This window comes from Halotia branconii CENA392 (genome assembly GCF_029953635.1).
Classification (GTDB): domain Bacteria; phylum Cyanobacteriota; class Cyanobacteriia; order Cyanobacteriales; family Nostocaceae; genus Halotia; species Halotia branconii.
This window is the reverse complement of the sequence record NZ_CP124543.1, coordinates 5,089,331-5,115,339: the sequence shown is the minus strand read 5'-3', so window position 1 is coordinate 5,115,339 and position 26,009 is coordinate 5,089,331. Positions and strand designations below refer to the sequence as shown.

The following is a 26,009-nucleotide window of genomic DNA, read 5'->3' as shown; positions in this document are numbered from 1 at the left end:
TAAATTACTAGATGAAAATTTATCAACAAGATATCCGTGGTCAGACTTATCTCAGTCATATTTTAATTAAACAAAATTTACAAAATACCTTAGGAGGGCAAAAGTTCATTCCAAAGACATATATCAGTATTATTAGTATTGTTTTTGCTGTTTGTTTAAGTATAGTAAATCTCCTAGCTAGTGGTGTATTAGCAGCTATTCACGATGCTTTTGATGTTAATTATTTTTATTTATTAGAAATTAATACAATTCTTTTATACACTATAGCATTAATCATACTGGGAGTTCGCGGTTTTCAAGTAGCGGATACTATTTGTGTGATGGCACTAATAGTTACTGGCTTTGTTATTTATGTTTGTTTTGAGGCAAATTCCAAAATTTTTGGAATAGGATTTTGGCTTTTCTGTCTAGGATTGAGCATAGCTTTAGGATGGTTAGGAGCAATCATTACAGCTTTTTTTATTGCCGTTAGTTCTATATTCAATGGAGTTGTAGGTGAATTTCTAGCTATTGTGGCTTATGGGATAACAACTGAAGCTTTGATTACAGGTGGATTAAGTGTTTTATCAAGAAAAAATCCAGGCGATGGTATTATATTTTTGATTGGCGCAATAATAATTATTTTTTCAAGTGCAATTATTGCCCGAAAAGCAATCAGAGGTTCGCCTAAATTTTCTTGGCTTAAGGAAACAAGTGTGTTTTGGACTGCAACAGGTGGAACATCCTTTTATAAAGCAGATTTAACAGATACTTGTTTTGATAATGCACATTTACCTCAAACAGATTTTAGAGAAGCTAATTTAACTCGTACTAGCTTCAAAAATGTAACTGGATTAGAATTTTCCCGACTCCAAGGAACGATTTTAGAAAATCCCAGAGTGCGGAAATTGTTAGTAACTAAAGTAGGCGAAAAAGAGGATTATACAGATGCTGACCTCAAGGGCGCTAATTTAACAAAGGCCAAATTAAAAGATGCAATACTCAGCGGCATAAATGCCTTAGATGCAGATTTTTCAGGAGCAGATTTGAGTGGAGTTTGCATCCAGGAATGGAATATCAACAAAGATACGCGCTTTACAAATGTGAAGTGTTCGCATGTTTATTTAAAGTGTACCAAACAAGGCGATCGCATTATTCTTACAGAACGTAAACCAGATAGTGGCGAGTTTAAAGATGGTGACTTTGAAAAATGGATTACAAAATTACAAGATACAGTCGATGTCATTTTGAAGGGAAGTTTTAATTCCAGGGCTTTAGGTATTTCGCTGAATAAAGCTGCTATTGAACATAAAGAATTAGACCAGTCTCGTTATAGTGTTGAAAGTAAAGGTGATGAAGTATATGTTGTTAAGGTGGGTGTGTCACCAGAGGCTGATAAACCTGCTATTCATCAAACAATTACAAATTACTATTACAATGAATTATCTATTCAAGGTGAAAGAGCAAATATATTACTCAATCCATCCAAAGAAGTTGAAATCATGAAAAATAAAAATCAAATCAGTGCTGGTGGAAATTTAGATATGTCTAGTGGTAATAAGATTACCGTAGGTGGAGATGTCACCAACTCTAATTTGACGTTAGCAGATGCGAATAGCCAAGTTAGTAATTCGATTCAGCAGTTGAGAGATATTAGTACTGATGCAAGTGATGAGTTAGCAAATATTTTAACAACTCTGCAAAAATCTATTGTTGATGATTCTGTTCTTTCTGAAAGTCAAAAGAAAGAAGCGTTAGAAGCGGTGGAAACCATAGCAGAGGAAGGCAAAAAGCCACCAGGAGAACGAGTAAATAAACTTTGTTCCTTAGCTTTAAATGCTCTTAAAGGTATAACAACTGCTGTTACAGATGCTAGTAAGCTAGCTGAAGTCTTAAAAAACTGTTTACCTACCCTCACTAAAATATTGGGCATTTAGAGACAACAGGCAAATATTGGAGTAAATCTGTAATTAGACTGAGATATGAGTATATGACGTTTGTACTCAAGATAGGCGATCGCCAACTATAAATTTGATAACTTGGTATAGGGCAAGCTGAGAATTGCCTACCTGATTTACTAAGGAATGATTTATGAACTATCAAAAGCTAGATGCAGCCCTGGCTATGGCGCTAAATAATAATGCTCAAACCCAACAAACACAGGGTTTAGACGTGTTCATCAACACTGAATCGGTATTAGAACCTGCCGCAACTACTGTTTTAGAAAACCTCGGTATCAATGATGTGAATAGCGGTAAAGATATGTTTACAGCAAAACTTTCACCAACTGCTATCTCTCAGTTGTCAGAACAGCCTTGGGTAAAGTATTTGAAGTTATCACAAAATTTGCGTTTAGTTAGTAATAAACTAGGATCAAGAAAATTAGGTGTTTAATTATTATTCATGGAATTTTATCTTTTGACAAAATGAAAAGAGAAAAAGTTTAGTCAGCGGTTAAAAATTTAATATTTTCAACCGCCAGTTATCAACTATGTACTTATAATTTATATTTCCAACTTTTTAATAATAATCATTCCCCGCGAACGGTCTGATGACGAATCTTTATCTACACATGCGTCATACATCAATTTTGCATCACATTTCCAAAATCGTGTATATCGTTTTGGATTAGTATCAGCTACGGTCAATTCCTTAGTTGTAGAATCATAATCAGCTAATAAGGAAAAATGTCCACCTTCTAAATGCTGATTACCGTGAGCAATTTTAGTATTAAAATTGAGAATGTGAATGTCATTTTCATTCATAACAGCACTTTCAATTTCTTTGACAAATGCATCAAAAGTCATTGCTGATTTATCAAAGTGTTCAACTTTAGCAAATAGTGGTAAACCTGCTGTTTCAATGTATTTAACACAGGTATCATAGGTTTCTGCCAAGGTCATACCATCATCTAGAACAGTAGCAATTGGTAATCTAGTTACATAAAAAACATCATCAACTGATGTTGGGTATCCTAAAGCTGTGAAACCATAGGCAACGGCAGTAACATTACAACATCTAAGAGGCTGTTGAAACTCAGCCAGTTTTATTTTTACTAAATCTGTACTAGGCATTTAATTTTAACCATCCTCAATATTTAATGTTTATTTTTAGAAATCTACCGAAATCATTTGTCACTTTTAAAAAACGAGGACAGGAACATTTGATTGAAAGTCATTCTCAGGAATGAGCAATACAATTCCCAGCTGAATTTAAACTGAGATTTTAGGAATTATTCATTAACTCAGTAATAAATACCAGATACTTAGTCAATCAAGCAACAGTATAGTAACATTATTTTACTTTTTTCATGTACTCAAGAAGTTTCATAAACATTTTTCTACTTTTCCCCGTAGACACTGAGAATACAGAAACAGAAAATAAAAGATCTTGAACACTTTCTTCAGCAGTGAGCGAAGCCGCCGTAGACACTGAGAATACAGAGACAGAAAATAAAAGAGGTATTTTTTAAATTCATCAAAAGGCGACGGGAAACTCACTTTTGAAAGGAGTGTCCATTGCTATACTTCGGCTACGCTCAGTAACCATCGTCCCATCGCCGTCAGTAGTCAGTAGTGAGTAGCAAAAACAACTGACTACTGACCACTGACACGAAATCCCGCCTCTTCCAAGGGTGGGATGAGCGTCAAATTTGTGTAGCGATATTTAATGACAACCCGTAGAACGTCTATGCCCTCTATGTACTCATACTAGTTAATACAAATGTTATGGTTGTATACTTATAGTAGTCTGCCAAGAAAAGTTTGCGTGGTGGCAGGCTTCAAGGCAGGAAGCAGAGGGTAAAGATTCTCTCCCTTGCGCCCTGCCCCCTGCACCCCTGCTAGGTCTACACGGTAATATTGGGTTGGTGAACTACTAGGCAGGATGATCTATCATCAGCAGTATTTTATAAAATTCATCCCTGAGAATCTGCAATCTCCTCTTATCAGCTGCCACATACAGTCCTAAACTGTAGGTGGGAGTTGAAAGGCAGTCTGGAGAAATTTTGTGAAAAAAGTATTATCAATCATTCTTGGTGGTGGTGCGGGTACTCGGCTTTATCCGTTAACCAAACTCCGCGCCAAACCAGCAGTACCAGTTGCAGGTAAGTACCGTTTAATAGATATCCCTGTCAGTAATTGCATCAATTCCGAAATATTCAAAATTTATGTGCTGACACAGTTCAACTCAGCATCTTTAAATCGTCATATCGCCCGTACATACAACTTTACTGGCTTTAATGAAGGATTTGTGGAAGTGCTAGCTGCACAGCAAACCCCAGAGAACCCCAACTGGTTCCAAGGAACAGCTGATGCTGTACGTCAGTATTTGTGGCTATTTGACGAATGGGATGCAGATGAGTATTTAATTCTCTCAGGGGATCACCTCTACCGCATGGATTACCGCCAATTTATCCAGCGCCATAGAGAAACTGATGCTGATATTACTCTTTCGGTCATCCCGATTGATGAGCGCCGGGCTTCGGACTTTGGTTTAATGAAAATCGATGATTCCGGTAGGATAATTGACTTTAGCGAAAAACCCAAAGGCGATGCTTTAACCCAAATGCGCGTCGATACAAGCGTATTAGGATTAACAAAAGAGCAAGCTGAACTACAACCTTATATCGCTTCGATGGGGATTTACGTCTTTAAAAAAGAGGTGTTGTTCAAGTTACTAAGGGAATCTCTAGAAAGTACCGATTTTGGCAAAGAGATTATTCCTGATTCGGCAAAAGATTACAACGTTCAAGCTTACTTATTTGATGACTACTGGGAAGATATCGGTACAATTGAGGCATTTTATCATGCAAATTTAACATTAACTCGGCAACCTCAGCCGCCTTTTAGTTTCTACGATGAACACGCTCCAATTTATACCCGCGCTCGATACTTACCTCCTACTAAGCTTTTAGAGTGCCAAATTACAGAGTCTATTGTTGGCGAAGGTTGTATTTTGAAAAACTGCCGCATTCAACATTCTGTATTAGGAGTGCGATCGCGGATTGAATCTGGCTGTGTCATTGAAGAATCTTTACTCATGGGTGCAGATTTTTATCAAGCATCTGTAGAGCGTCAAGGTAACATCGAGAAAGGTGACATACCCGTAGGTATTGGCACAGATACACTAATTCGTGGCGCGATTATTGATAAAAATGCCTGCATCGGTCATGATGTCAAAATTATCAATAAAGATAATGTGCAAGAAGCAGAACGCGAAAGTCAAGGTTTCTACATTCGCAGTGGTATTGTCGTTGTGCTAAAAAATGCCGTAATTCCTGATGGTACGATAATTTAATCACCAATGCCCAATACTTCAACTACGCTCAGCACAAGTCAGTACAAGTGCCCAATGCCCCAAGTCGGCGGGAGAGTAACCTTTGCCACCCACAAAGAAATGAAGTTTCCCGCTGACTTTCAATGACTAAATTGTTGTTACTGATTGGACTTCCAGGTAGCGGTAAGTCAACTTTGGCTAAACAATTGGTGACAAAATGCCCCCAGATGCAGCTAATTTCTACAGATGCCATCCGGGGGCAACTTTTTGGCTCAGAAGCAATTCAGGGGTCATGGCCGTTAATTTGGCGGGAAATCGAGCAACAATTTCAGCAAGCAATCGCCACAGGCACAACAGTAATTTTTGATGCCACTAATGCTCAACGACGTAACCGCCGCAAACTGATCATCCTAGCTCGTGATGTAGGGTTTACCCACATGACAGGGATTTGGGTAAATACGCCTGTTTGGTTGTGTTTAGCGCGGAACAAAAAGCGTCATCGCCAAGTTCCAGAAAAAATCATTTTGCGAATGCATCGTCAGTTAAGGGATGCTCCCCCAAGTCTGGCAGAAGGACTAGATGACCTAATTCGTCTGCTTTGAAAGTTGAAAGTACGGAAATTGCGCTGTTGTATTCAGCAGGAACCACACTTGATTCTCGATATTGTTTGTTAATTTAAAATCAGAGTCTTTTAGCTTGGTATTATAGCGGTTCTTATACAGATGGAATATACCACTCTAGCCCCTAGCTCCTAGCTCCTAGTCCCTTTTTTAGACTAGAGTGTATTGCCCATAACCAAGAAGCGCTATATACCTAGCGAAATCATAAATCTCACATCTTAAGAAAAAACATAACGGAAATTTTTACAGGAGGCTGGTAGATGGCTGCAACCGACTTTAAAGACTATTATGCAATTTTGGGAGTTAGCAAGAGTGCCAGTCCAGAGGAAATTAAACAAGCATTTCGTAAACTAGCCCGCAAATATCACCCTGATGTTAACCCAGGTAACAAACAGGCAGAAGCGCGCTTTAAAGAAGTTGGCGAAGCTTATGAAGTTTTGTCAGATGCAGACAAGCGTCAAAAGTACGATCAATTTGGTCAATATTGGAAACAAGCTGGTCAAGGCTTCCCCTCTGGTGGTGCTGGTGTCGATATGGGTGGCTTTGATTTTAGTCAATATGGCAATTTTGATGATTTTATCAATGAGTTGTTAGGACGTTTTGGTGGTGCTACTCCTGGTGCTAGACAACAAAGCTACTCTTATAGCACTTCTACACGTAGACCAAGTAGCGGTTTTGGTGGATTTAATGACTTTGGATTTCAAGATGTAGGTAGTAGTACTGGTCAGGATAGTGAAGCTGCGATCGCTTTAACTTTTGCTGAGGCGTTTGCTGGTGTGGAAAGACGCTTTATTTTAGGCAACGAAACAATTGATGTACGCATTCCTGCTGGGGCTAAAACTGGTACTCGTTTACGGATACGAGGCAAAGGTCAAATTAATCCCATGACTCAACAACGTGGGGATTTGTATTTAAAAGTGGAACTTCAGCCTCATTCGTTCTTTCAAATTGAAGGCGATAATCTCGTTTGCGAAGTAGCAATTACGCCAGATGAAGCCACCTTGGGAGCCTCAATTGATGTACCTACACCCGATGGATCAGTGAATGTAAAGCTGCCTGCGGGAGTGCGTTCTGGACAATCTTTGCGTTTACGCGGCAAAGGCTGGCCTCTACCTAAGGGTGGACGTGGCGATCAGTTGGTGAAGGTAGCAATTGTCCCACCGAAGGAACTTAGCCAACAAGAGCGAGAATATTATGAAAAAATCAGGGCTATACGTACCTATAATCCCCGTAGTCATTTACAGCAAGTCAAGCTGTAACCAAAGCGATCGCAAATTGATGAAGACTAAAGTTGCTGCTACCCAAAAAAGCCTGCTTAGGCAGGCTTTTAGATATTAAGTTCGTTTCACTGACTTAGTTTTGTGGCACGTTTTGCCCCATTCTTGCTGCTACCATAGATTTAAAAGCTGCCATACTCTGCGGACTAGGTTGAGTAGTCTGCCACGATGGACGGGCTATTAAGCGACCGCACCAAGCATTAATTTTGGGATATTCACTCAAAGATATGCCGATACTGGGCAATATAGGTACTATAGTGCCAGCCACAACCTCGGCAAGAGTCAGATTGTAACTGACAAAGTATGGGCGATCATCTAAAAGATTTTCAAAAAACTTCAGCACTGTAGCGATTTTTTGCTTTGCCTTCTCCATTTTTTCTGAATCTCCTCCAGGTAAGCCTAACATCTGAGGTAAAAATGTTGTAGCTGCTGGCAAAAGCTCATTAATACTGACTAGTTGCACCATCCGCACAATTGCCAAATCCTTGGCATCTTTTGGCAACATCGCAGGCGTGGGATATTTTGCCTCTAAATAGTCCAGAATTGCCAAAGATTCTACTACATTAAAGTCGTCATCTACCAAAGTGGGAACATGGTGGAAAGGATTAATCGCTAAAAATTCTGGTTTAAATTGCTCTCCATCCAGTTTTACTTCTACTAGTTCAAACTCCAGTTCTTTTTCTAGCAGCGTAATCCAGACACGGCGAGAATTAGGAGAAATAGGCGTGTGATAAAGTGTCAGCATAATTTATTCTAGATGAACGTTAAAAACAAATAACCCTTTTACCTTTCAATCTAGGGCGCTAACAAAACTTGCTGCACCATCAAATTCAGTTCACCAAATGTTGGAGATATAATTCGCTCTTGTCCAGTATAAATATTAGTTTGATAAGTATCACCAACCAAAATGAGGACAGAAATTTTTTGGGCGATTGGATCAACAATCCAATATTCGGGGATTCATTGACACTAGCGCCCCGTCAATTAACTCATAACGATTATCTGTTTCGTCATCGTAATTTAAGTACTCCTCAAAAGTTAGTTTTACAGGTACTTTGGTCATAATGGGAGCTTCCTAATCTGACACGGCATTATCTATAATTTACCTTTATTGAATTGTTCTAACAAAGTCTCAATACTGGCATTGTGATCCAAGAAAGAAAATAAATGCTGATAAAGAAGTTTTCCTGTTTTATCTAATACAAATTGGGCTGGCAGAGGCGCTCCCAGAGCTTGTCCCACTTGATAGGTGCGAAAAACGCGACAACTAGGATCACTTAACAGCGGCATTTTTAATTTTAAATCCTTTACAACTATTTGACTTTGCCGTTCATCGGTACTCGTAACCATCAAAACTTCAATACCACGATTAAGAAATTGCTCATAGTTTTCATTCAATGCCTTAATGTGAGGAAAACAAAATGGGCAATATTGCTTTTCAGTAAAAATCCGGGTAAAAGCTAATAATACTGGCTGCTTGTCTCTATAACTTGACAATTTTACCAAAGTTCCATTAGTAATATCTGGCAGTTGAAAATCTGGTGTTCCGATTCCCAATCTGAGGCGAGTCGTTGCTGGAACTGGTAAAAAGTTGCGGAAGAAGCGTTCGTTTAATAAGCCACTAAAATCAGTTGAAGTCAGCATATTTTAATTCCTATAGATTGAAATCTCATTTTGATTACTAACAAGACTTACGCAAAAGCATGAAAAATAATGTGAGAAGAATTACTAATGCCCAATGCCCCATACTTCGGCTTGCTTCGACTGCGCCCTTCGGCTGCGCTCAGGCTAAACTCAGCAACCAACGCTCAGTATAAGTACCCCATGCCCAATGCCCAATGCCCCATGCCCCAAAAGGCGGGACGACTATTTTGAACATCCCACAAAGGGATAGAGTTTCCCATCGCTGTCAATGAAAAACCACAGATAGACACGGGGGCTAATACTGTTTTAAAGTGTACCTGTGTTTATCTGTGGTGATTAATTCTGCCTTCAATTCAAATCAATTAGTTGGAACTTTTCTAACTAATCAAATCTAGACAGCAGAGAAGTACACTTTTGACTTCACTGGATCGGGATTCATCGTCTTATCCCCAGGTTGCCAACCAGCAGGGCAAACTTCGTCGGGGTGAGATTGAACGTACTGAATTGCTTGCAATGTCCGCAGGGTTTCATCAACGCTGCGGCCAAAAGCCAAGTTGTTGATAGTGGCGTGCTGTATGATACCATCTTTATCGATGATAAACAGACCACGCAAGGCAATACCTGCTGCTGGGTCAAGGACGTTGTAAGCGGCGCTAATCTCTTTCTTAATATCGGAGACTAGAGGATAATTTAGGTCGCCCACACCACCAGACTTGCGATCGGTTTGAATCCAAGCGAGGTGGGAGAATTCACTATCCACAGAAACCCCAAGGACTTCCGTGTTGATTTTTTTGAATTCTTCGTAGCGATCGCTAAAGGCTGTGATTTCAGTTGGACAAACAAAGGTGAAGTCTAAAGGGTAGAAAAACAGGACGACATACTTACCGCGATATTCGGAAAGTTTAATTGTCTTAAATTCCTGATCTACTACAGCCGTTGCTGTAAAATCGGGAGCTTGTTGGCCAACACGAAGGCTTTCTTCTGTTCCGTAAGTGAGGGACATTAATCTAAATTCTCCTTCAACTTATATCCGTTATAGTGGCGCTAAAATTTGGGCTAAGTAAAACTTGCTCATCCACGCCGATTCACCCTTTCAGGTGACGCTCGATAGCGAAGCGTTAGCGAATCCTTGAGCGTCTGACTCGCTCTTAGCGAATCTAAGCCGCAGGCTTTACGCTTCGCTAGCACAGTCCCCTAGGTCAGGAAAACGCCACTTGCTATAAGTCGGCATAGCCGCCCAACAAAGCGGCTTCCCTCCTTCAGGGCTGATTCACAGTTTGATTACGATCTGTTACGACTATATCATAGTCATAACGATTTTGAGTAGCAAATGCCTGATTTAGATACAAGAGAATGGTTGCTCACCAATGGCTTGGGAAGTTTTGCCAGTGGAACCGTTTCTGATGTCCGTACGCGCACTTATCACGGTTGGCTGTTTGCTGCGACCAATCCCCCTTCTGGTCGTACTTTGTTAGTTTCGCATTTAGAAGCTAGTTTGGAAGTATCTGGGCAAGTTATAGCTTTAGGTACGAACTTTTGGGGGAACAGTAAAATTGAGCCGACAGGCTACAAACTGCTGCGCTCTTTTGATATTAACCCAGTTCCCAAATGGATTTGGAGTGATAATAAATGGCAGTTAAGCAGACAATTGGTAATGCCTTATGGTTGGCAAGAAAGTAGGGAATGGAGAATAGAAAATCAACAAAAGAGTGAAAATTCCCACTTTGAGTTATGCCATCGAATTTTGATACATTATCGTTATGAGGGGAGTGATACAGCGATTTTAAGGCTGCGACTGTTAATTTGCGATCGCGACTTTCATCACCAACAAATTGCTAACCCAGGCTTACAGTTTTCACAATTGCTCGGTCAACAGCAAGTTTGTTTGCAAGCAATTATTTCTGGGAACTTCGGTACACCTTGGCATTTGCGCTGGACACAAGGAGAATATCAAGCGGATGGAGTTTGGTATTGGAATTATGGTTTACCAGAAGAGACACGTCGCGGACTAGGCGATCGCGAAGATCTCTATAGCCCTGGTTATTTGACTGTTACTCTCCAGCCTGGAGACGCAGTCACTTTAGAAGCACGCATGGGTTTTCCCGATCCCCAGCAAGATATTCTTACCTCTGAAACTTTTACAGAAGTTGTAGATGCCGAACAAGAAAGGCTCTCCCAGGTGTTTGGGTGGAGCGAGGAAGAAGCAGGGGAGCAGGGAGCAGGGAGCAGAGGAGTAGGGGGCAGGGAGCATACTTCGACTACTTCGACTACGCCCTTCGACTGCGCTCAGGCTCAACTCAGCACAAGTGCGCTCAGTAACCAGGGAGAAATAGGTAATTTTTCTTCTTCCCCTCTGCACCCCGCACCCTGCCCCTCTGCCTCTTTCCCATGCCCAATTTGGCAGCAACTATTAAAAGCAGGGGATCAATTTATTGTCTATCGAGCTTCAATTGCTGGTCCTACAGTTATAGCTGGTTATCACTGGTTCAATGACTGGGGTCGTGATACGTTGATTGCTTTGCCAGGTTTGGCACTAGTAACCAAGCGCTTTGACTTGGCAAAAGGACTATTGCAAACTTTTGGGCGTTACTGTCAACAAGGACTAATTCCTAATGCTTTTCCTGATGCTGATGGGGAACCGTTTTACAACAGTATTGACGCAGCGCTATGGTGGATTGAAACTTTAGGTATTTACTTGGAAGCTACCCAAGATTGGCAGTTTTTAGCAGAGCAATTCTCAGTTGTGCAGCAAATTCATAAAGCGTTTATTGGTGGTACACGCTTCAGTATCCAAGTTGATGCCACTGATGGCCTAGTTAGTTGGTATGCTCAAGGTGAAGCCCTGACCTGGATGGATGCAGTGGTTGGAGGACAGCCTGTGACTCCTCGTCACGGTAAGCCAGTAGAAATCAACGCCCTGTGGTATTCTGCTTTGTGTTGGATGAGTCAATGGGCAGAACGATTGAGTCAAATGCAATTGGGCGATTCGGTACGTTTAGCAAAGCAGGCACAGCGTTATGCTCAGCAAGCGCAACAAGTAACAGTTTCTCTGCAAAAATTTTGGAACCCACAGCTAAATTATTTCTACGATACTATTGAGCCAGACGATCGTCGCAATTCTCAAATTCGCCCGAATGCAGTTTTGGCGCTATCACTATATCATTGTGGTTTTTCACAACGGCAAGGACTTTTGGTGCTGGATATGGCAACTGAGCGTTTGCTTACTCCTTATGGTCTTCGTAGCCTTGATCCTGCCGATCCAGAATATATCGGTAAGTACATAGGTAATTCAGAAGAACGCGATCGCGCTTATCACCAGGGTACTGTTTGGGGTTGGTTGATTGGCCCTTTTATCCGCGCTTGGCAGCGTTTCTATCCCCAAGAGCAGCTACCTTTTAGTTGGCAACCCTTATTAGATCACTTGTTATCTGATGCTTGTATTGGCTCTGTTTCAGAAATTTTTGATGGCGACCCACCTCATAAGCCTAAAGGTGCTGTCGCTCAAGCTTGGTCAGTAGCTGAAATTATCCGCCATTTGCCTCAGTCTGGGCTTTAGAAAAATGAACTTTAGTTTTTCAAAATGGCTCAGGTCGGATTTGAACCAACGACCCCAGGCTTATGAGTCCCGTGCTCTAACCAACTGAGCTACTGAGCCAAATTTTTAAATCCTTTGTTAGGATAGCATACAAATTTTGCTATGACTAGTATTTGGGTAAAATATAAAAGAAGCGATCGCCAATGTACTTGAGTTTGGACTAATCTGCATTTAGCAGGAATGAAGAGAAGGCAAAAGAAAGTTACCCAGCTTTGTTAGAGGCTGAGTTAAGTGGAATCGTTAAAAAAGAAGCAGAAACTAAGCAGCAGTTAGATTAGCGTTCTTAAGTGATTCTTCGGTTTTAGGTTTTTTAGATGCGTGTTTTTTGACAGTGAGATAACGGGGACGTTGAGGTGGCTGATGCCCTTGGGCACGCCCAGGTGATAACCCTTGAGTTTTCGGGGGTTGAGCAGGAGTGCCAATAGTGGCTAAAATTAGAGGAAAGGCTTGTGCTACACGTCCTGGAGACAGTTTATCCTGAGTCGATTGCCAGGGCAAGGGGGAATCAATACAGGCAACTCTTGCGAACCAGAGTTGCCAAGTTAGCAGGGGCATCAAGTCACTCCATCGCTCTGCGGCCCGAGTAGAACTCAATTGAGGCTGTGTCCAATATAACCTCTGCTTGGCAAATCGATACCAATGCTCTAAAGCAAAGCGGCATAGGTATTTTTGCCAGAGATTCTCTAATGGAGGCATTGTCTGACCCAACCAAGCTAGCCATAAAGGTTGAAACTTCCGATTACGTCCTACTGGTTGGAGTACCTCGACGCGAATGATTTCCATTGCCCGGTTTGGGGACTGAAGGAAATGAAATCCACTCCAACGCATTACTTTCACTCGACCAACTTTCGGGTCTTCAACTTCCAGAGTTTCAGTTGCCTCTGGCCAAGTTTGGGGGTCATTGAGCTTAAACTTGTGACCATGTTTACATGGTGCGCCTCGTCCTTTATAAGTACCGGGTGTACCCCATACACATCGGTTAGATGCTAAACGCAACAATAGGTCTGCGTTAATCTCCTCCGTGGCTTGGACAAATTTGGCGTTGCCGTAGCCTCGGTCATAAGCTGCAAGTGGTCTAGTGCCTAACTCACGGGTGACAAGTTTTAGTTGGAATGCGGCTTTACTCGTTGGCGTTTCAAAGGTGGTTATCCGTTCATGTTTCAACGGTAATGCCCAACTCCCATCCGCCTCTGGTATCCACGCTAACGTACTGTAACTTTGTCCGATGCCTATGCTCCCCCCTCTATCCCCATGAAAAGTTCTTTCTTTTAGTGTCTTCGCTTCTGGTCTTGCCCAAAAGCTATGATCTCCTGCTAGAAATGGCTGTTCATCCGTCTCTACCTCCTGTACCAGTAGCTTCATCAGCAACATTTTCGGTGGACGACTATCATGTAGTGCTGCATAAATGCTCGACCATTGCCGTCGAAATACTGGGCTTTGTGACAAGCTTACAAATGATGGGATACTCGGACTTGTCAATACTGCATCCATCAATTCAAATACTGCATCTTTGGCCTTCCCCAAACTATCGTAGATACCTTGGCGGAATTTTTCTAGTTGTGTCAGGATCATCACGTCAATGATTTATTGATTACTTTCATTGACTTTACGGCAGTCAGTGTTACTGCTGACTGCTTTTCTCTAGCTTTTTAGTCCAAACTCCAGAATGTAAGAGCGATTGTAGAAGTTCAAAGTTATGGGTTTTGAGACAGGATAGCCCAGCGGTAGCGAGTCCGCGAGCGTCGGCAGAAGTTAGAAACTCTCGATATCTAACTTTTAAGTCCTAATGTTTGTACCTCACTGATATCGTGTTCGGGTAAAGACTTATCATTAAGACCGCAGGGGGCAGCACTTCGGCTACGCTCAGTGACCGGGGCGGGGGCAGGGAGCAGGGGGAGAAAGAGTTTTCAGGTTTTTGCACAGATGCGGGATTCATAACTAATAAGCCGGACATGATATGACTTGTAAACTGCTGTAACTTAGGGATCAGACAAAAGTTGAAATTTTTACCCTCTTTAATGACTGCACTAACAGCACTTACACTTACTAGTTGCAGCACAGCTACTACTGAACAGTATGAAGCTACAGCGCTCACCAGTTACACTTGGCAAGTTAAGTATGCCAATAACTTAACTAGTGACCCACAACCTCGCATTGAAACCTTTGCTAAGACTTCAGTGTTAAATCAAAATGGAATAAAACCACCAGGAAAAGTTATTGGTCCAGATGACCAAGGGCTATGGTGGCCTACTTTACCGCCACGACCAAGTATTGATGAAGTTGAACAACGCAAAAAACCTCAAGAAGAGGCAGGTAAACCTGAATTGTTAAAAGATGTCAAGTACCAAATAAGCTATGGAGTGGGTAATGCAAAGAAGACGCTACCGACTAATTATGATGTTTATCGACAAGTAGTGAAAGCTTATCCGACACAGCAGGCTTTGCAATTGACTTTGGGCGTGAATGATAACTCAGTTGAAAAAGCTGAACCTGTAGGCAAATAGTAATAACCTACTTTGCAAAAACCTGAAAACTCTTTCTCTCCCAGCCCCCTGCCCCCGCCCCGGTCACTGAGCGTAGCCGAAGTGCTGCCCCCTACGGTCTTGATGATAAGTCTTTACTCGAACACGATATTACTGGTTTGAATTAGCTTTACTTTAGGTGAAATAATAATCCAATTCCAGCGATCGCAATGATCACACCAGCGATCGCTCTCCAACTAACTTTTTCACCCATACAGATAGCAATGGGAATGACAAACAACGGACTAGTTTGCATTAATGTGATCGCAATTCCCGCCGCTGTAAGTTTAATTGCTGTTTGTTGCAGCCAAATTCCTAAATAAGTTCCACAAGCAGCAGCAAAGAAACTCGTTAAAATCACTCGCCACGATTGCCAATAAGGATAAAATGCTTTCGCTTTGCGATCCTCAGAGAACAATATACAAACCAAAATCACTAACACACCTGCACTTAAGCGCAACAAGGCAGCCCATAAAGGTGAAATACTAATTGTCGCAAATGCGGCGCGAGAGAGAACTGCCCCAGTAGCATTGGTGATTGCTGCTAATAAACCAAAGCCAATTCCTTGCCAAATGTGCGTTACAGAGTCATCGCTTGTGCCGGGAACTCGTTCTGTTACTACCCAAGCAACCCCCAAAATCGTCAGCAAAATGCCGCACCAAGCCTCGAAATTGAGTTGTTCTTGCAGAAAAATCATCGCTGCGATCGCGGTTATGGGAGGTGAAAGAGTTCCTATAAGTAAGACACGACGCGCACCCAAATAATTTATGGCAGCTAAAAAAGCTGTATCACCCAAACCAATGCCTACAGCACCACTGAGAAATAAAAGACATATCGGTGCAAAAGTGAGGTTTGGCAAGGATTCACTAGTAATTACAATAGTCAGAACAAGCAGGGCGATCGCAATCACCCCTTTAATTAAATTTAGTTGTAAAGGTGGAATACGTTGTCCTAGAAGTCCATATACTACCGAAGCGATCGCCCACAAACAAGCAGCCGATAAAGCCGCCACCTCACCTTGCCCAGAAGCTACCGAGAAGACTAAACAATTATTAAAAATAAGATGTATCCCTGAATAATTGCCTGAAACTATTTAATACTACATTAAAATCATTGTATTAAGCATTAGCACTCTCTCCTTACAAGTGCTAACTCTCGAATAAAATTTAATTCTTTTGACATAGGCAAAAGTCGTACTTTTTTAGCTCAATTTTTGGTATTTTATTAGATATAAAATGTTTCTAAAAAATTAAATCTTCTATATATCTGACTAATTGCTGGGAGGAATGAGATGAAATACACTTTCGACATTGTAGGAGTGTCTCCAGTTTGGCAATTCTTTAATACCCAACAGCAGAGCTTGAAAAAAATACAACATCAAGGAGTGGAATATTTAGGAACACGTCAATGCACTTTAGATGCATTGATAAAATCTGTAGAACCAGTACCAGCTAAATGGGATTGGAATTTAGATCAAGTTGTAGATACAGTAGTTCAGTTTTGGTTAAATAACTCAGAGAGTATTCGTTATTGGAAAGAACGTTTAAGTGATGCAGGCAAGGATAATTTACTCGTTGCCAGGGTAGCAGATATCACGGCTTTACAAGCTGAATTTGAATCTTTATTAAAACAAAATTGGTAACTGCTACAAAATCAATACTAAAAGGTTTTGGGTAGCCTAATGTAACGTCAAAAGAAGCAGGGGAGCAGGGCTTTTCTAAGAAGCGCTTCGCAAACGTACCCATGCTCCGCTTTGCTCTATAGAAAGGAAGGGCTTATACCATTTCACGAAATTATTGATACAAATTATTTTTCTTACTCCCCCTGCCTCCGGTCACTGAGTTTCGACTACGCTCAACTGCCGCGTAGCCGAAGTGCTGCTACCTCTGCTCCCCCTGCTTGCCCAAAAGTATCAACTTTAAAGTGAAACGGTATTACTCCCCCTTCCCCTCTGCCTCTTTGGTCAATGAATTGCTTGATATGCTCGTGGGGTTTTTCCTGTCCAACGTTTAAAGGCACGGTGAAACGCACTCGGTTCAGAAAAGCCTAGCAAAAAAGCGACATCATGTATGGGTGTATCTGTAGTTTTGAGGTATCGTAGTGCTAATTCTTTGCGTGTTGCATCCAATAGTTGTTGATAGGAAGTGCCTTCTGTTTGCAATTCGCGCTGTAAATTACGGACACTAATAGCCAAACTATGAGCAATAGTTTTCAGTGAAGGGACTTCTCCTTTTAAGTGGCGAGAAATCGCTTGCACTACAAGTTTACTATGAGTATTCTCTTGGCTCATTTCATTTAACATTGCTGTTGCATGTTGTTCAAATAGAGACAATAGGCTGGGATTGGCTGATAAAATTGACCAATTCAAGCAATCAGCATCTAAAATCAGGCGATTAGTTAATGCTTTAAAGTGTATGTTTGTACGAAATATGCGCTCATGTTCAGAAATATTTTGAGGGCGGGAATGTTGAAACCAAACTGCATGGGGATAAAGTTGCTGACCTGTTAACATTTTGGTGGCTGTGATTAAGGCGGCAAAGGTACTTTCAATTGGATGTCTGGGTTCTTCTAGTAAATAGTTTTTTAAGTGGTCTACAATTTCACAATCACATAATACTTGTCCTTTACATACTGAGAAATTAATATAAACACCTTGGCTAAATAAATGAGTGTAGCGAGAAAGTTTTTCGAGAACTTGGTTAAAGGTGTTGCAATTTAATAGGACATAGCCGACAATACCGATCGCAGCAACATTAAAAGCTTCTCCTAAGTGCAGTCCAAAGTTTTCATCACCTGTTAACCTCACCGCCTCACGCCATAAATTTCTGAGAAATTCTCCGGTAATTTGTTGGTCGGGCATTTCTATGAGTTCTAGTTCAATTCCCGCCGCTTTACACAAACTCTCAGCATCAACTTTGTAGGTGGCTGCATATTGAACTATATCTCTGACAATAGACACAGAGAAAGTTGCCTCTTTCATAGGGTTTCAGGCGTAATTTTCTAAATCGGCGTGTTCAGTCAATTCTTTGGCGCAGGATGTCAATTGCAGATGTTGTAAACAGCATATCTTGAAGTTAAGCGCAACACACGAAAGGAATTTACTGACCATGACATCCGTACAACTACACTCAAATTTAACTCATGCATCCTTGACTCCAGAGCAAATTGAGAATCCAGTCACAGGCGATCGCATGACAATTTTATGCTCAACTGATGAGTATGTAAAATTTCAGTTTGAGCTACCACCAGGGTCACAAGGCAGTCCTCTCCATTATCACGATACCATCACAGAGACCTTTGAGGTTTTAAGTGGTTCTCTAGAAATGCAATTTGGACACTCAGGAAACATCAAAGTTCTGCGACCTGGAGAAATCCTACAAGTGCCGCCTGGATTGCAACATAGCTTTCGCAATGCATCTCACGATTGGGTGACTTTTATTTCAGTAGTTCGACCTGCGGGTGATTTTGAGCATTTTTTGCGATCGCTTTATGGATTAGCGATCGATGGCAGAGTCAATCATGAAGGAACCCCAACTAATCTTTTGCAATTTGCTTTACTAATCGAAAAAGCAGACACCATTGTTGTTGGGCCACCAGTATTTTTACAAAAGTTGATGATCAAATTTTTAGCCACAGTTGCTCGATTTTTGCGGGTGGAACAGTCATTAGCGAAATATAAATAAATCAATATTAGTCAAACTTAATTAGAGGCAAAAACTCATGAATCGCTTACAAATTATCAAAACAACTGGTATCTTATTTATTTTGTTTTCTATTCTGTTAAATGTACCTTATTATTTACTCACTCAGAATTTTGAGTATGATGACATCTTACGCAAACCGACTGGCTATGTCCTGACTCAGTTTCATGCTGGCGGTGCTGGATTAATTCTCACTTGGTTTGCTTTTGCTGTGATGGCATTATTATTTATTCCAGCCAGTGTTTTACTGCAAAAAGTTTTGGGGCGCGAAGATACTCCTTATCTGTCTGCCGCTACTATCATGGGAGTGCTTTCTGGAATATTACAGTCTGTTGGGCTAATGCGTTGGGTGTTTGTAATTCCTGTATTAGCAAACTTGTATGTTGAATCTGCCAGTCCAGCCACTCGTGAGGCAGTTGTGGTTGTCTATCAAGCGGTTCATCAATATGGTGGTGTGGCGCTTGGCGAACAAATGGGGCAATTTCTACTCACCTTCTGGACATTAGGTGTAGGTATGGCAATGCTAAAGTCTCCTGTGTTTAAACCTTGGATTGGTTGGCTTGGTTTAGTAACAATACCTTTTTGGTTAATTGGACAAACTGAACTACTCGCAACAGTAATTCCATCAATGCCTGTGTGGGAAGTTACTCCGATTGGTTTTATGATTTGGGAAGTTTGGCTGTTGGTAATTGGAGTACATCTGTTGAGGTTTGCTAGTAAAAGTAACTCTCGTTGGGTAAATAATTCCAAGATGCCAATCATTGCGTCAGAATAAAAGATTACTTCCACTAAAAAATGGGGTATAGGGAAGAGTTATTAACGCCCTATGCCCCAATCGGCTTTCTAGAAAGTTGGTATTGCTAAATCACAATTATCATGATGTAATACCAAGTTGCGAAAAGAATACGACAGATACGTAGGTTGGGTTAAGCGCAGCGCAACCCAACATATAGGACTCCTATTTGATTTTTGAACACGATTCAGTACATATCTATCCCTTCTTAACTGTTCCCTGTTTCCTGTTTCCTGTTCCCTACCTACACAAATAAATTCACCAAATCAAACCGGATTACTATAGATGAAGGTGTTGGGTTTCCTTACGTCAACCCAACCTACTAGCTAATGATTTGAAAAAAATTTATTTGATCAACAATACAGAGATTTTTTAATCAAGATAAATTTTAGCGAAGATTACAATGTTATTGGCTAGAATTACATTGATTAATTTCGGATAAATAAGTTGATTAATTGAGAGAATGAATTTATTTTTAAATAAATGAAATTGAGAACAACCTTCTCGGTTTGACTTTTAAAAATTACCAGCAATATGAGTCACATCTGCGGAATGTGGGTATGAGATACAAAAATACTCTACCCGCTTTAGTCAGGGGAGGGATGTACTTCATTTACTTGCAAAGTGCTGTAATTATTAGCTATTTAGTTGAGAAGATTTAGTTTGAGTGTTCGCTGCCTCATCGGGTGTAGAGTTTTTCATATCTTCTACCACATCTTCTACCTCTGGTAAAATCCGTTTCGCATCCTCCATCACTTTTTTAACCTCTGGTGCAGTATTCATTACCAAATTAGTTGCTTGATGAATATCTTCTGTAGATTGATGAACCTCTTCTTGAATTTTTTCTGCACTTTTTTGTAAACCAAAACTTCCTCTAACTCGTTCGACAATATCATTATCTAAGCGCTCACTAAAACCAACTATAAATGCAATTGAAAAGTAGAAATAATATATAGCATTAGTATTATTTTCTGATAGTTGATTTGATGTATTACTTTGTACGAAAGGAAAATTTATAATCCGGGAGCTAAGTAGTGCAAAAATAAATATGCCAAATGCTGTCCCAATTAAGGGTTTAGCAAAGCCAACTACAATAGGTGTAACTGAGCCTGCATATTCATCTTTGTATTTGTAATCTTGCAGTCGAATTAAAATACTGACTATACTACCAAAAGCTCCAGATAAAGCAACCATCATTATTAACTGATACTGGTCGTAATTGAATCTACGTTTTATAGTTGAGCTTTGCTCTATATTTTCCTGATTTTCAGCTAAATTGATGTTGGTATTTTTTGGAGATATAGAAGTAGAATTGGATGGTAAAGAAGTATTTAAAGAAAGAGTATCTAAGTCGTATGTTAACAACTTCACAGTCCAAAAAGAAACTGGGATTGCAATCATATATACTGGTATTGCCATTGCCAGTCCAATAAGGACTTTGGTTGGTGTAGGCAATTCTCGAACTGAACGCTTGAAAAGATTAACTATCCAACCGAGGGGCTTTTTACGGTTCAAAAAATACTCAATACTATATCTGATATTTTTTGCTAAAACTATTTTTTCTGTCTTTCTCATCAGTAGAAAAGACAAAGCTAAGTTAATTGCATTAAGCTTTGACTGGAGAGAAATACAATCGGTCAAATTCTGATGTCTTTTTTTTTGAATTACTGAAATATACTCTCCAAAGCGCTGTAACAAAACAATTTGCTTTGCTAATTCATCTTGTATTTGTTCACTTTTTAAATTTACTTCCAATAGTTGATTTTTTACTTTATTAATCAGGTCATTAATATCATGTTGTAGCTTGTTAAGCAGATTGTGGCATTGCTCATGGCTGTCTTTATTAATCATCAGTCTATTCTCTTTTTTTGCAATTATCTAACTCATGCATAAGCTGATGTGCATCTAAAATACATAAATACTATTTATGCTTTATGGTCGTTAACTGTTGACGATTGACATTCATCAGTTAAATGCGTAACAGCTGATCAGCTGTTACGCAGCATTACGGTACTAATTAAGTATTTCATCCACCAATTTTTTCCCTTAATACTGAGATAGCTGCCAAATCTTAACAATGTTCTCAGCACTACCGCCACTGGCAATTGTCTGTGCATCTGGGCTGATGGCTACAGAATAAATATAGCCAGAATCTTGTTTTAATGTGCGGATTTCTTCACCAGTTACCGGATTCCAGAGTTTGATTGTGTTGTCACTACTGCCGCTGACTAGAATTACACGATTTAAAAGCTTGCCAAAAGCGACAGAATTAACTTTATCAGAATGCTTTTTCAGAGTGCGGATTGTCTCGCCCGTCGGCAAATCCCATAGCTTAATTGTTTTATCTTTACTACCACTAGCCAGAGTTTTACCATCTGGACTAAAAGCGACAGAAAGCACCAAATCCGAATGTCCTGCTAAAGTGCGGATTTGCTTTGCTGTTTCTAGATTCCATAATTTGATTGTGTTATCCCAACTACCACTGGCTAAAGTTTTGCCATCTGGACTAAAAGCAACGGCTGCTACTGCTTGAGAATGTCCTTCTAAGGTGCGGATTTGCTTTCCTGTTGCTAAATTCCATAATTTAATTGTCTTATCTAAGCTACCACTGGCTAAGGTTTTACCATCGGGACTAAAAGCAACGGCTGCAATTCCATCATTATGTCCTGTCAAAGTCCGAATTTCTTCTGCGGTTGTCAGATTCCATAGTTTGATAGTCTTATCTTTACTGCCACTGGCTAGAATCTTGCCATCTGGACTAAAAGCGACAGTCCAAATCCAGCCAAAGTGACCTTTGAGAGTGTGGATTTCTTGTCCAGTTGCTAGATTCCACAGTTTGATTGTCTTATCGTCACTGCCAGTAACCAAAATATCGCCATCTGAATTGAAAGCGACAGAATTTACATCACTAGAATGTCCTTTAAGAGTTTTGGTTTGATAAGAACTTTCTGAGGACTTGGTAGTAGTGAGTGGCGGGATAAACTGTAAAGACCAAATTCCTCCTAATCCCAGTAAGACAAGAGTAGTATTTAACAGCAGCCGTTTTTGAAATTGATATTTTAGTAATTTGAGTGAAATTAGTTTGGTTTGCGGTTCTGAGACTGTTAATAGAGTTGGAGGTAATACTGATGGCTGATTTGTCAAGTCTTTTATGACTTCATCAGCCGATTGGTAGCGCTGTGAGATGTCTATTTTTAGTAGTTTATCTATAACTTCACTCAGTTTTACGTTTAGGGCTGCCTCGTTTTGATGAGAATTACTCCAATGTTGCTGCCAAGAATTAACCCAACCATAGCCTTGTTGCATCCACAGTTGGGCTGGGCGAATCCCCGTCAGCAGATGAAAGCAAGTTGCCCCCAAACTAAATAAATCACTAGCTGGGTAAGCTTTGCCATCTTGCATTTGCTCAATTGGAGTATAACCATGTGAGCCAATAGTTGTACCTAATTGAGTTTGTACTGCGGCTGTTAATTGCTTGGCAGATCCAAAATCAATTAGCACTAATCGCTTATCACTTTGACGGCGGATAATATTTTGCGGTTTAATATCGCGATGAATTACGCCGCGGTTGTGAATAAACTCAAGAATAGGCAGTAAATCCAGTAAAAGTTCTAAAATTTGGCTTTCACTGTACGTTTTTCCTCGTTGTAATTCTTGTAATAAATTCTGTCCGTCGATAAACTGCTGCACCAAAAACAGATAATTATCTTGCTCAAAATAAGCTAATAATGCAGGAATTTGATGATGTTCTCCCAAATGTTGTAATCTTTGAGCTTCTTCTTTAAATAACTCAATTGCTTTCTTTAAAGCTGAAGTTTCTTGCATTTTTGGCGCGAATTGCTTGACAACGCACCACTCATTTAGTTTATCTACATCTTCTGATAAATATGTTCTACCAAATCCACCTTCATCCGATAGCACCTTGACGACACGATAATGACCCCTCAACAGTGGAATTAATGGTGTGTTGCAACTCTGGCAATATTGGTTGCTATCAACATTCTGAGGATTGGGGCAATCGGGATTCAAACAGCAGATCATACTGGGAATCCATTTGCAATTGGGTATATATGAATTTATGACGTATTAATCTTACTATGAAGTTGCCAAAATTATGATGTTCCAATGAAGAAGTAATTTATAGGTAACTCAGTATTTTAAAATTAACAATGAATGAAATTCTCTAGCTGATTATATTTCACGGTTTATAGCTAGAAAAAGATAGTTTTCATGTTTGTTCATAACATTCTGAAACAAATTCAACTATCTATCTGAAGAAATAAAAATAGTTATAACTTATAACCAATAGGAGTGAAATTATGGTAAAACGAATTAACAAAAAATATCAGTTCAGATTTAATTGGGCTTTAATTTTTTCTCTAAGTGGTAGTCTAGCGATCGCAAATTATATCCTACCGATAAATGCCTTAGAAGTTCCACAATCTGCTGGATACAGAATCGCTAAAACACCAGATGAAAGACAACCTGAAGCAGTACAACAAGGAATTGAGCAAATCCCAACTGCTGAACCACCCGTTTCTCCACAACCCAAACCATCTATTGATTCACCTCTACCAGTTCAGACAACGCCTCAACCTACAGAAGCTAGTCCTACTCCTCAACCACCAGTAAATCCCAACCCAACGCCTCAACCCACAGAAGCCAGTCCTACTCGTCAACCACCAGCAAATCCCAACCCAACGCCTCAACCCACAGAAGCCAGTCCTACTCCAAGACAAGTAAATCCCAATCCAACACCTCAGCCTCCAAGGAATAGGACTACTCCAAGACCAGTAAATCCCAATCCAACACCTCAGCCTCCAAGGAATAGGACTACTCCAAGACCAGTAAATCCTAATCCAACATCTCAGCCTCCAAGGAATAGGACTACTCCAAGACCAGTAAATCCTAACCCAACATCTCAGCCTCCAAGGAATAGGACTACTCCAAGACCAGTAAATCCTAATCTAACGCCTCAACCTGCAAATAATTCTGTGTCTCCCCGTCAAGACAGAGGTCGCCAGCCAATTAATAACCCAGGTAGAAGTAATAACCAAACTCCCAATAACTCGCCTATTTCCCCACTGGGAACAACTAGTTATAGAAAGATTAACTTTGTAGATGTTGCATTTGGTATTTTGTCTAAGGGTGACTTTAAATCTCAAGGTAGATATTTCCATTTCTACCAATTTGAAGGCAGAGAAAATCAACTAATCCAAATCAGGCTGGTTGGTAGCGCCGACCAACGCCGTTCAAATAACTTAAGCTTAAATCCTGTGATGTTGCTACTCGACCCCAATAATAAAGTGATTTTAAAAAGAGGTAGCTCAGGAACAACCAAAGATGCATTTGTATTTGTGCGATTACCTGTGAAAGGGACTTATACTATTGCAGTTACTAGCCAAAACTCTGGTGATACAGGTCGCTATAGTTTAGCTCTTAGGAATGACAGAGCCAGTTATAACCTAGACGAGTCTGGTGAACTAACTGCCCAAAGCTCAACTCTTAGACAAAATGGTAGTCCTTATAATGTTTCTCAATTTCAAGGCAAAAAAGATCAGCTGGTGAGCATTCGTGTAGATAGTACCAATGAACAGTTTTCTCCTTATATAGTTTTATTAAATTCTCAAGGAGAGAGAATCGCTGCCAATAATGACAAAGATGGTATATACAGTGCTTTAATTGATCGAGCCAGATTGCCTAAAGATGATACTTACTATATAGTTGTTACTTCAAATAATCCACAAGAACGCGGTACATATAGATTGACTATTTTCTAAGCTAGTCAAGTAAATCAGGTTGATCGCGGACAATTCTGTCATATAGTGGTTGAAAATTGAACCATCCGCCTGAGTGTGTTCCTAGTTGATTTTGTGCCAAGCGAGCTGTTTCGTGGCTGAGAAAATCAGGTCTACCAGCAGCTTCTGCCAAGAGTTGTGCTTGGCACGTTTGCTCTAGACTAATGTACCACCAAGCAGTTTCATCCACTGTGTGTCCTACAGTTAAGATGCCGTGGTTACGCAAAATCATTGCTTTGTTTTGACCTAAAGCTTTAGCAAGTTGTTCAGCTTGAGATGTATTTAAAACAACATCTGCAACAACATCTGCACAATCATTAAATAAGGCATGGTCTTCGTAAAAAGAACAGGCATCTTCATTGAGTGGGTCAAGGAGGCGACCCAAGTTAGACCAAGCTTTACCATATATTGAATGGGCATGAGCTGCGGCTATCACATCGGGTCGAGCTTCATAAATTTGGGAATGGATGGCAAAGGCTGCTGGATTTACAGGTGTATTACCTTTGACTACATCGCCTTCTCTACTGACTAAAATTAGGTCAGAGACACAAATTTGACCAAAATCTGTTTCTAATGGATTCACCCAGAAATGGTCTGTTAACTCCGGGTCGCGAGTTGTAATATGACCTGTACCCTCGCTAAAGCCCAATTTAGCAAATAAACGAAAGGTGGCGGCTAGGCGTTGCTTGCGGTGCAAGCGTTCGTCTTCAACTCGTTCAAATATGGGGGGTTGGGGTCTATCAAATTTAGACATAATCTTTTATAGAAGCAAAAGGTGATAAATATCACTTAGTTATAGCGAT

22 protein-coding genes and 1 tRNA gene are annotated in these 26,009 nt (G+C 40.3%); 11 read left to right on the top strand and 12 right to left on the bottom strand.

Going from position 1 to position 26,009, the window contains the following annotated elements; translation table 11 throughout:
- The first annotated feature begins 11 nt into the window (after positions 1 to 11).
- A complete protein-coding gene (locus QI031_RS22415) occupies positions 12 to 1,916 on the top strand; it encodes a pentapeptide repeat-containing protein (protein ID WP_281481826.1) in 1,905 nt (634 codons plus the stop codon).
- A 154-nt stretch (positions 1,917 to 2,070) separates the two neighbouring features.
- Positions 2,071 to 2,373 (top strand): hypothetical protein, encoded by a 303-nt coding sequence (locus QI031_RS22410; RefSeq protein ID WP_281481825.1) that lies wholly within the window; start codon positions 2,071 to 2,073, stop codon positions 2,371 to 2,373.
- A 110-nt stretch (positions 2,374 to 2,483) separates the two neighbouring features.
- Here QI031_RS22410 and QI031_RS22405 read toward each other — a convergent pair whose 3' ends face one another.
- Positions 2,484 to 3,053, bottom strand: a complete 570-nt coding sequence (locus QI031_RS22405; RefSeq protein WP_281481824.1) for a phytochelatin synthase family protein — start codon at positions 3,051 to 3,053, stop codon at positions 2,484 to 2,486.
- 934 nt (positions 3,054 to 3,987) lie between these two features.
- On the opposite strand from QI031_RS22405, the gene QI031_RS22400 reads away from it, so the two are divergent.
- From QI031_RS22400 to QI031_RS22390, 3 genes are all read left to right on the top strand, one after another.
- Complete coding sequence (locus tag QI031_RS22400; RefSeq protein WP_281481823.1) at positions 3,988 to 5,277, top strand: glucose-1-phosphate adenylyltransferase; 1,290 nt, start codon at positions 3,988 to 3,990, stop codon at positions 5,275 to 5,277.
- A 122-nt stretch (positions 5,278 to 5,399) separates the two neighbouring features.
- Entirely contained in the window at positions 5,400 to 5,858 is a 459-nt protein-coding gene (locus tag QI031_RS22395) for an AAA family ATPase (protein WP_281481822.1), read from the top strand.
- 278 nt (positions 5,859 to 6,136) lie between these two features.
- On the top strand, positions 6,137 to 7,135 hold the full coding sequence (locus QI031_RS22390) for a DnaJ C-terminal domain-containing protein (RefSeq protein WP_281481821.1): 999 nt from the start codon (positions 6,137 to 6,139) through the stop codon (positions 7,133 to 7,135).
- 94 nt (positions 7,136 to 7,229) lie between these two features.
- Here QI031_RS22390 and QI031_RS22385 read toward each other — a convergent pair whose 3' ends face one another.
- The 4 genes from QI031_RS22385 to QI031_RS22370 all read right to left on the bottom strand — a co-directional run bounded on the left by QI031_RS22385 (position 7,230) and on the right by QI031_RS22370 (position 9,800).
- The gene (locus QI031_RS22385; protein ID WP_281481820.1) at positions 7,230 to 7,898 is read right to left on the bottom strand and encodes a glutathione S-transferase family protein; all 669 of its coding nucleotides are present in this window, start codon (positions 7,896 to 7,898) and stop codon (positions 7,230 to 7,232) included.
- Between the two features lie 50 nt (positions 7,899 to 7,948).
- Positions 7,949 to 8,059: a hypothetical protein gene (locus QI031_RS31635; protein WP_343217818.1), complete on the bottom strand. Its 111-nt coding sequence runs from the start codon at positions 8,057 to 8,059 to the stop codon at positions 7,949 to 7,951.
- Between the two features lie 189 nt (positions 8,060 to 8,248).
- Positions 8,249 to 8,797, bottom strand: coding sequence for a peroxiredoxin family protein (locus QI031_RS22375; protein WP_281481819.1), 549 nt, complete (start codon positions 8,795 to 8,797; stop codon positions 8,249 to 8,251).
- Positions 8,798 to 9,188: 391 nt separating this feature from the next.
- Positions 9,189 to 9,800: a peroxiredoxin gene (locus tag QI031_RS22370; RefSeq protein WP_281481818.1), complete on the bottom strand. Its 612-nt coding sequence runs from the start codon at positions 9,798 to 9,800 to the stop codon at positions 9,189 to 9,191.
- 327 nt (positions 9,801 to 10,127) lie between these two features.
- Here QI031_RS22370 and QI031_RS22365 point away from each other — a divergent pair, with 327 nt between their 5' ends.
- Complete coding sequence (locus QI031_RS22365; protein ID WP_281481817.1) at positions 10,128 to 12,353, top strand: amylo-alpha-1,6-glucosidase; 2,226 nt, start codon at positions 10,128 to 10,130, stop codon at positions 12,351 to 12,353.
- A gap of 25 nt (positions 12,354 to 12,378) precedes the next feature.
- Here QI031_RS22365 and QI031_RS22360 read toward each other — a convergent pair.
- Together QI031_RS22360 and QI031_RS22355 are read right to left on the bottom strand one after the other, a co-directional pair.
- Positions 12,379 to 12,452: transfer RNA gene (locus QI031_RS22360), tRNA-Met, on the bottom strand.
- Positions 12,453 to 12,650: 198 nt separating this feature from the next.
- On the bottom strand, positions 12,651 to 13,964 hold the full coding sequence (locus tag QI031_RS22355) for an NF041680 family putative transposase (RefSeq protein WP_281481499.1): 1,314 nt from the start codon (positions 13,962 to 13,964) through the stop codon (positions 12,651 to 12,653).
- 446 nt (positions 13,965 to 14,410) lie between these two features.
- On the opposite strand from QI031_RS22355, the gene QI031_RS22350 reads away from it, so the two are divergent.
- Positions 14,411 to 14,896, top strand: coding sequence for a hypothetical protein (locus QI031_RS22350; protein WP_281481816.1), 486 nt, complete (start codon positions 14,411 to 14,413; stop codon positions 14,894 to 14,896).
- Between the two features lie 148 nt (positions 14,897 to 15,044).
- On the opposite strand, the gene QI031_RS22345 is transcribed toward QI031_RS22350, so the two are convergent.
- The gene (locus tag QI031_RS22345) at positions 15,045 to 15,926 is read right to left on the bottom strand and encodes a DMT family transporter (protein WP_281481815.1); all 882 of its coding nucleotides are present in this window, start codon (positions 15,924 to 15,926) and stop codon (positions 15,045 to 15,047) included.
- 279 nt (positions 15,927 to 16,205) lie between these two features.
- Here QI031_RS22345 and QI031_RS22340 point away from each other — a divergent pair, with 279 nt between their 5' ends.
- Positions 16,206 to 16,556 carry a hypothetical protein gene (locus tag QI031_RS22340; RefSeq protein ID WP_281481814.1) on the top strand — a complete coding sequence of 117 codons (351 nt, stop codon included), beginning with the start codon at positions 16,206 to 16,208 and terminating at the stop codon, positions 16,554 to 16,556.
- 321 nt (positions 16,557 to 16,877) lie between these two features.
- Here the strand turns inward: QI031_RS22340 and QI031_RS22335 are convergent, their stop codons facing one another.
- A complete protein-coding gene (locus QI031_RS22335; protein WP_281481813.1) occupies positions 16,878 to 17,873 on the bottom strand; it encodes an AraC family transcriptional regulator in 996 nt (331 codons plus the stop codon).
- A gap of 148 nt (positions 17,874 to 18,021) precedes the next feature.
- Here QI031_RS22335 and QI031_RS22330 point away from each other — a divergent pair, with 148 nt between their 5' ends.
- Positions 18,022 to 18,597: a cupin domain-containing protein gene (locus tag QI031_RS22330; protein WP_281481812.1), complete on the top strand. Its 576-nt coding sequence runs from the start codon at positions 18,022 to 18,024 to the stop codon at positions 18,595 to 18,597.
- Between the two features lie 37 nt (positions 18,598 to 18,634).
- Positions 18,635 to 19,390: a DUF4386 domain-containing protein gene (locus tag QI031_RS22325; RefSeq protein ID WP_281481811.1), complete on the top strand. Its 756-nt coding sequence runs from the start codon at positions 18,635 to 18,637 to the stop codon at positions 19,388 to 19,390.
- Positions 19,391 to 20,044: 654 nt separating this feature from the next.
- On the opposite strand, the gene QI031_RS22320 is transcribed toward QI031_RS22325, so the two are convergent.
- The gene (locus QI031_RS22320) at positions 20,045 to 21,259 is read right to left on the bottom strand and encodes a hypothetical protein (RefSeq protein WP_281481810.1); all 1,215 of its coding nucleotides are present in this window, start codon (positions 21,257 to 21,259) and stop codon (positions 20,045 to 20,047) included.
- Positions 21,260 to 21,454: 195 nt separating this feature from the next.
- Positions 21,455 to 23,449: a protein kinase domain-containing protein gene (locus tag QI031_RS22315; protein WP_281481809.1), complete on the bottom strand. Its 1,995-nt coding sequence runs from the start codon at positions 23,447 to 23,449 to the stop codon at positions 21,455 to 21,457.
- 278 nt (positions 23,450 to 23,727) lie between these two features.
- Between QI031_RS22315 and QI031_RS22310 the strand changes: the two genes are divergently transcribed.
- On the top strand, positions 23,728 to 25,188 hold the full coding sequence (locus tag QI031_RS22310; protein ID WP_281481808.1) for a PPC domain-containing protein: 1,461 nt from the start codon (positions 23,728 to 23,730) through the stop codon (positions 25,186 to 25,188).
- Position 25,189: 1 nt separating this feature from the next.
- Here the strand turns inward: QI031_RS22310 and QI031_RS22305 are convergent, their stop codons facing one another.
- Positions 25,190 to 25,960, bottom strand: coding sequence for a class II aldolase/adducin family protein (locus QI031_RS22305; RefSeq protein WP_281481807.1), 771 nt, complete (start codon positions 25,958 to 25,960; stop codon positions 25,190 to 25,192).
- Positions 25,961 to 26,009 lie beyond the last annotated feature (49 nt).

Excerpts from the sequence above, each read along its gene's own strand:
- QI031_RS22415 (WP_281481826.1), top strand. The coding sequence starts at position 12 with ATGAAAATTTATCAACAAGATATCCGTGGTCAGACTTATCTCAGTCAT.
- QI031_RS22410 (WP_281481825.1), top strand. The coding sequence starts at position 2,071 with ATGAACTATCAAAAGCTAGATGCAGCCCTGGCTATGGCGCTAAATAAT.
- QI031_RS22405 (WP_281481824.1), bottom strand. The coding sequence starts at position 3,053 with ATGCCTAGTACAGATTTAGTAAAAATAAAACTGGCTGAGTTTCAACAG.
- QI031_RS22395 (WP_281481822.1), top strand. The coding sequence starts at position 5,400 with ATGACTAAATTGTTGTTACTGATTGGACTTCCAGGTAGCGGTAAGTCA.
- QI031_RS22390 (WP_281481821.1), top strand. The coding sequence starts at position 6,137 with ATGGCTGCAACCGACTTTAAAGACTATTATGCAATTTTGGGAGTTAGC.
- QI031_RS22385 (WP_281481820.1), bottom strand. The coding sequence starts at position 7,898 with ATGCTGACACTTTATCACACGCCTATTTCTCCTAATTCTCGCCGTGTC.
- QI031_RS22375 (WP_281481819.1), bottom strand. The coding sequence starts at position 8,797 with ATGCTGACTTCAACTGATTTTAGTGGCTTATTAAACGAACGCTTCTTC.
- QI031_RS22370 (WP_281481818.1), bottom strand. The coding sequence starts at position 9,800 with ATGTCCCTCACTTACGGAACAGAAGAAAGCCTTCGTGTTGGCCAACAA.
- QI031_RS22365 (WP_281481817.1), top strand. The coding sequence starts at position 10,128 with ATGCCTGATTTAGATACAAGAGAATGGTTGCTCACCAATGGCTTGGGA.
- QI031_RS22355 (WP_281481499.1), bottom strand. The coding sequence starts at position 13,964 with ATGATCCTGACACAACTAGAAAAATTCCGCCAAGGTATCTACGATAGT.
- QI031_RS22350 (WP_281481816.1), top strand. The coding sequence starts at position 14,411 with ATGACTGCACTAACAGCACTTACACTTACTAGTTGCAGCACAGCTACT.
- QI031_RS22340 (WP_281481814.1), top strand. The coding sequence starts at position 16,206 with ATGAAATACACTTTCGACATTGTAGGAGTGTCTCCAGTTTGGCAATTC.
- QI031_RS22330 (WP_281481812.1), top strand. The coding sequence starts at position 18,022 with ATGACATCCGTACAACTACACTCAAATTTAACTCATGCATCCTTGACT.
- QI031_RS22325 (WP_281481811.1), top strand. The coding sequence starts at position 18,635 with ATGAATCGCTTACAAATTATCAAAACAACTGGTATCTTATTTATTTTG.
- QI031_RS22320 (WP_281481810.1), bottom strand. The coding sequence starts at position 21,259 with ATGATTAATAAAGACAGCCATGAGCAATGCCACAATCTGCTTAACAAG.
- QI031_RS22315 (WP_281481809.1), bottom strand. The coding sequence starts at position 23,449 with ATGATCTGCTGTTTGAATCCCGATTGCCCCAATCCTCAGAATGTTGAT.
- QI031_RS22310 (WP_281481808.1), top strand. The coding sequence starts at position 23,728 with ATGGTAAAACGAATTAACAAAAAATATCAGTTCAGATTTAATTGGGCT.
- QI031_RS22305 (WP_281481807.1), bottom strand. The coding sequence starts at position 25,960 with ATGTCTAAATTTGATAGACCCCAACCCCCCATATTTGAACGAGTTGAA.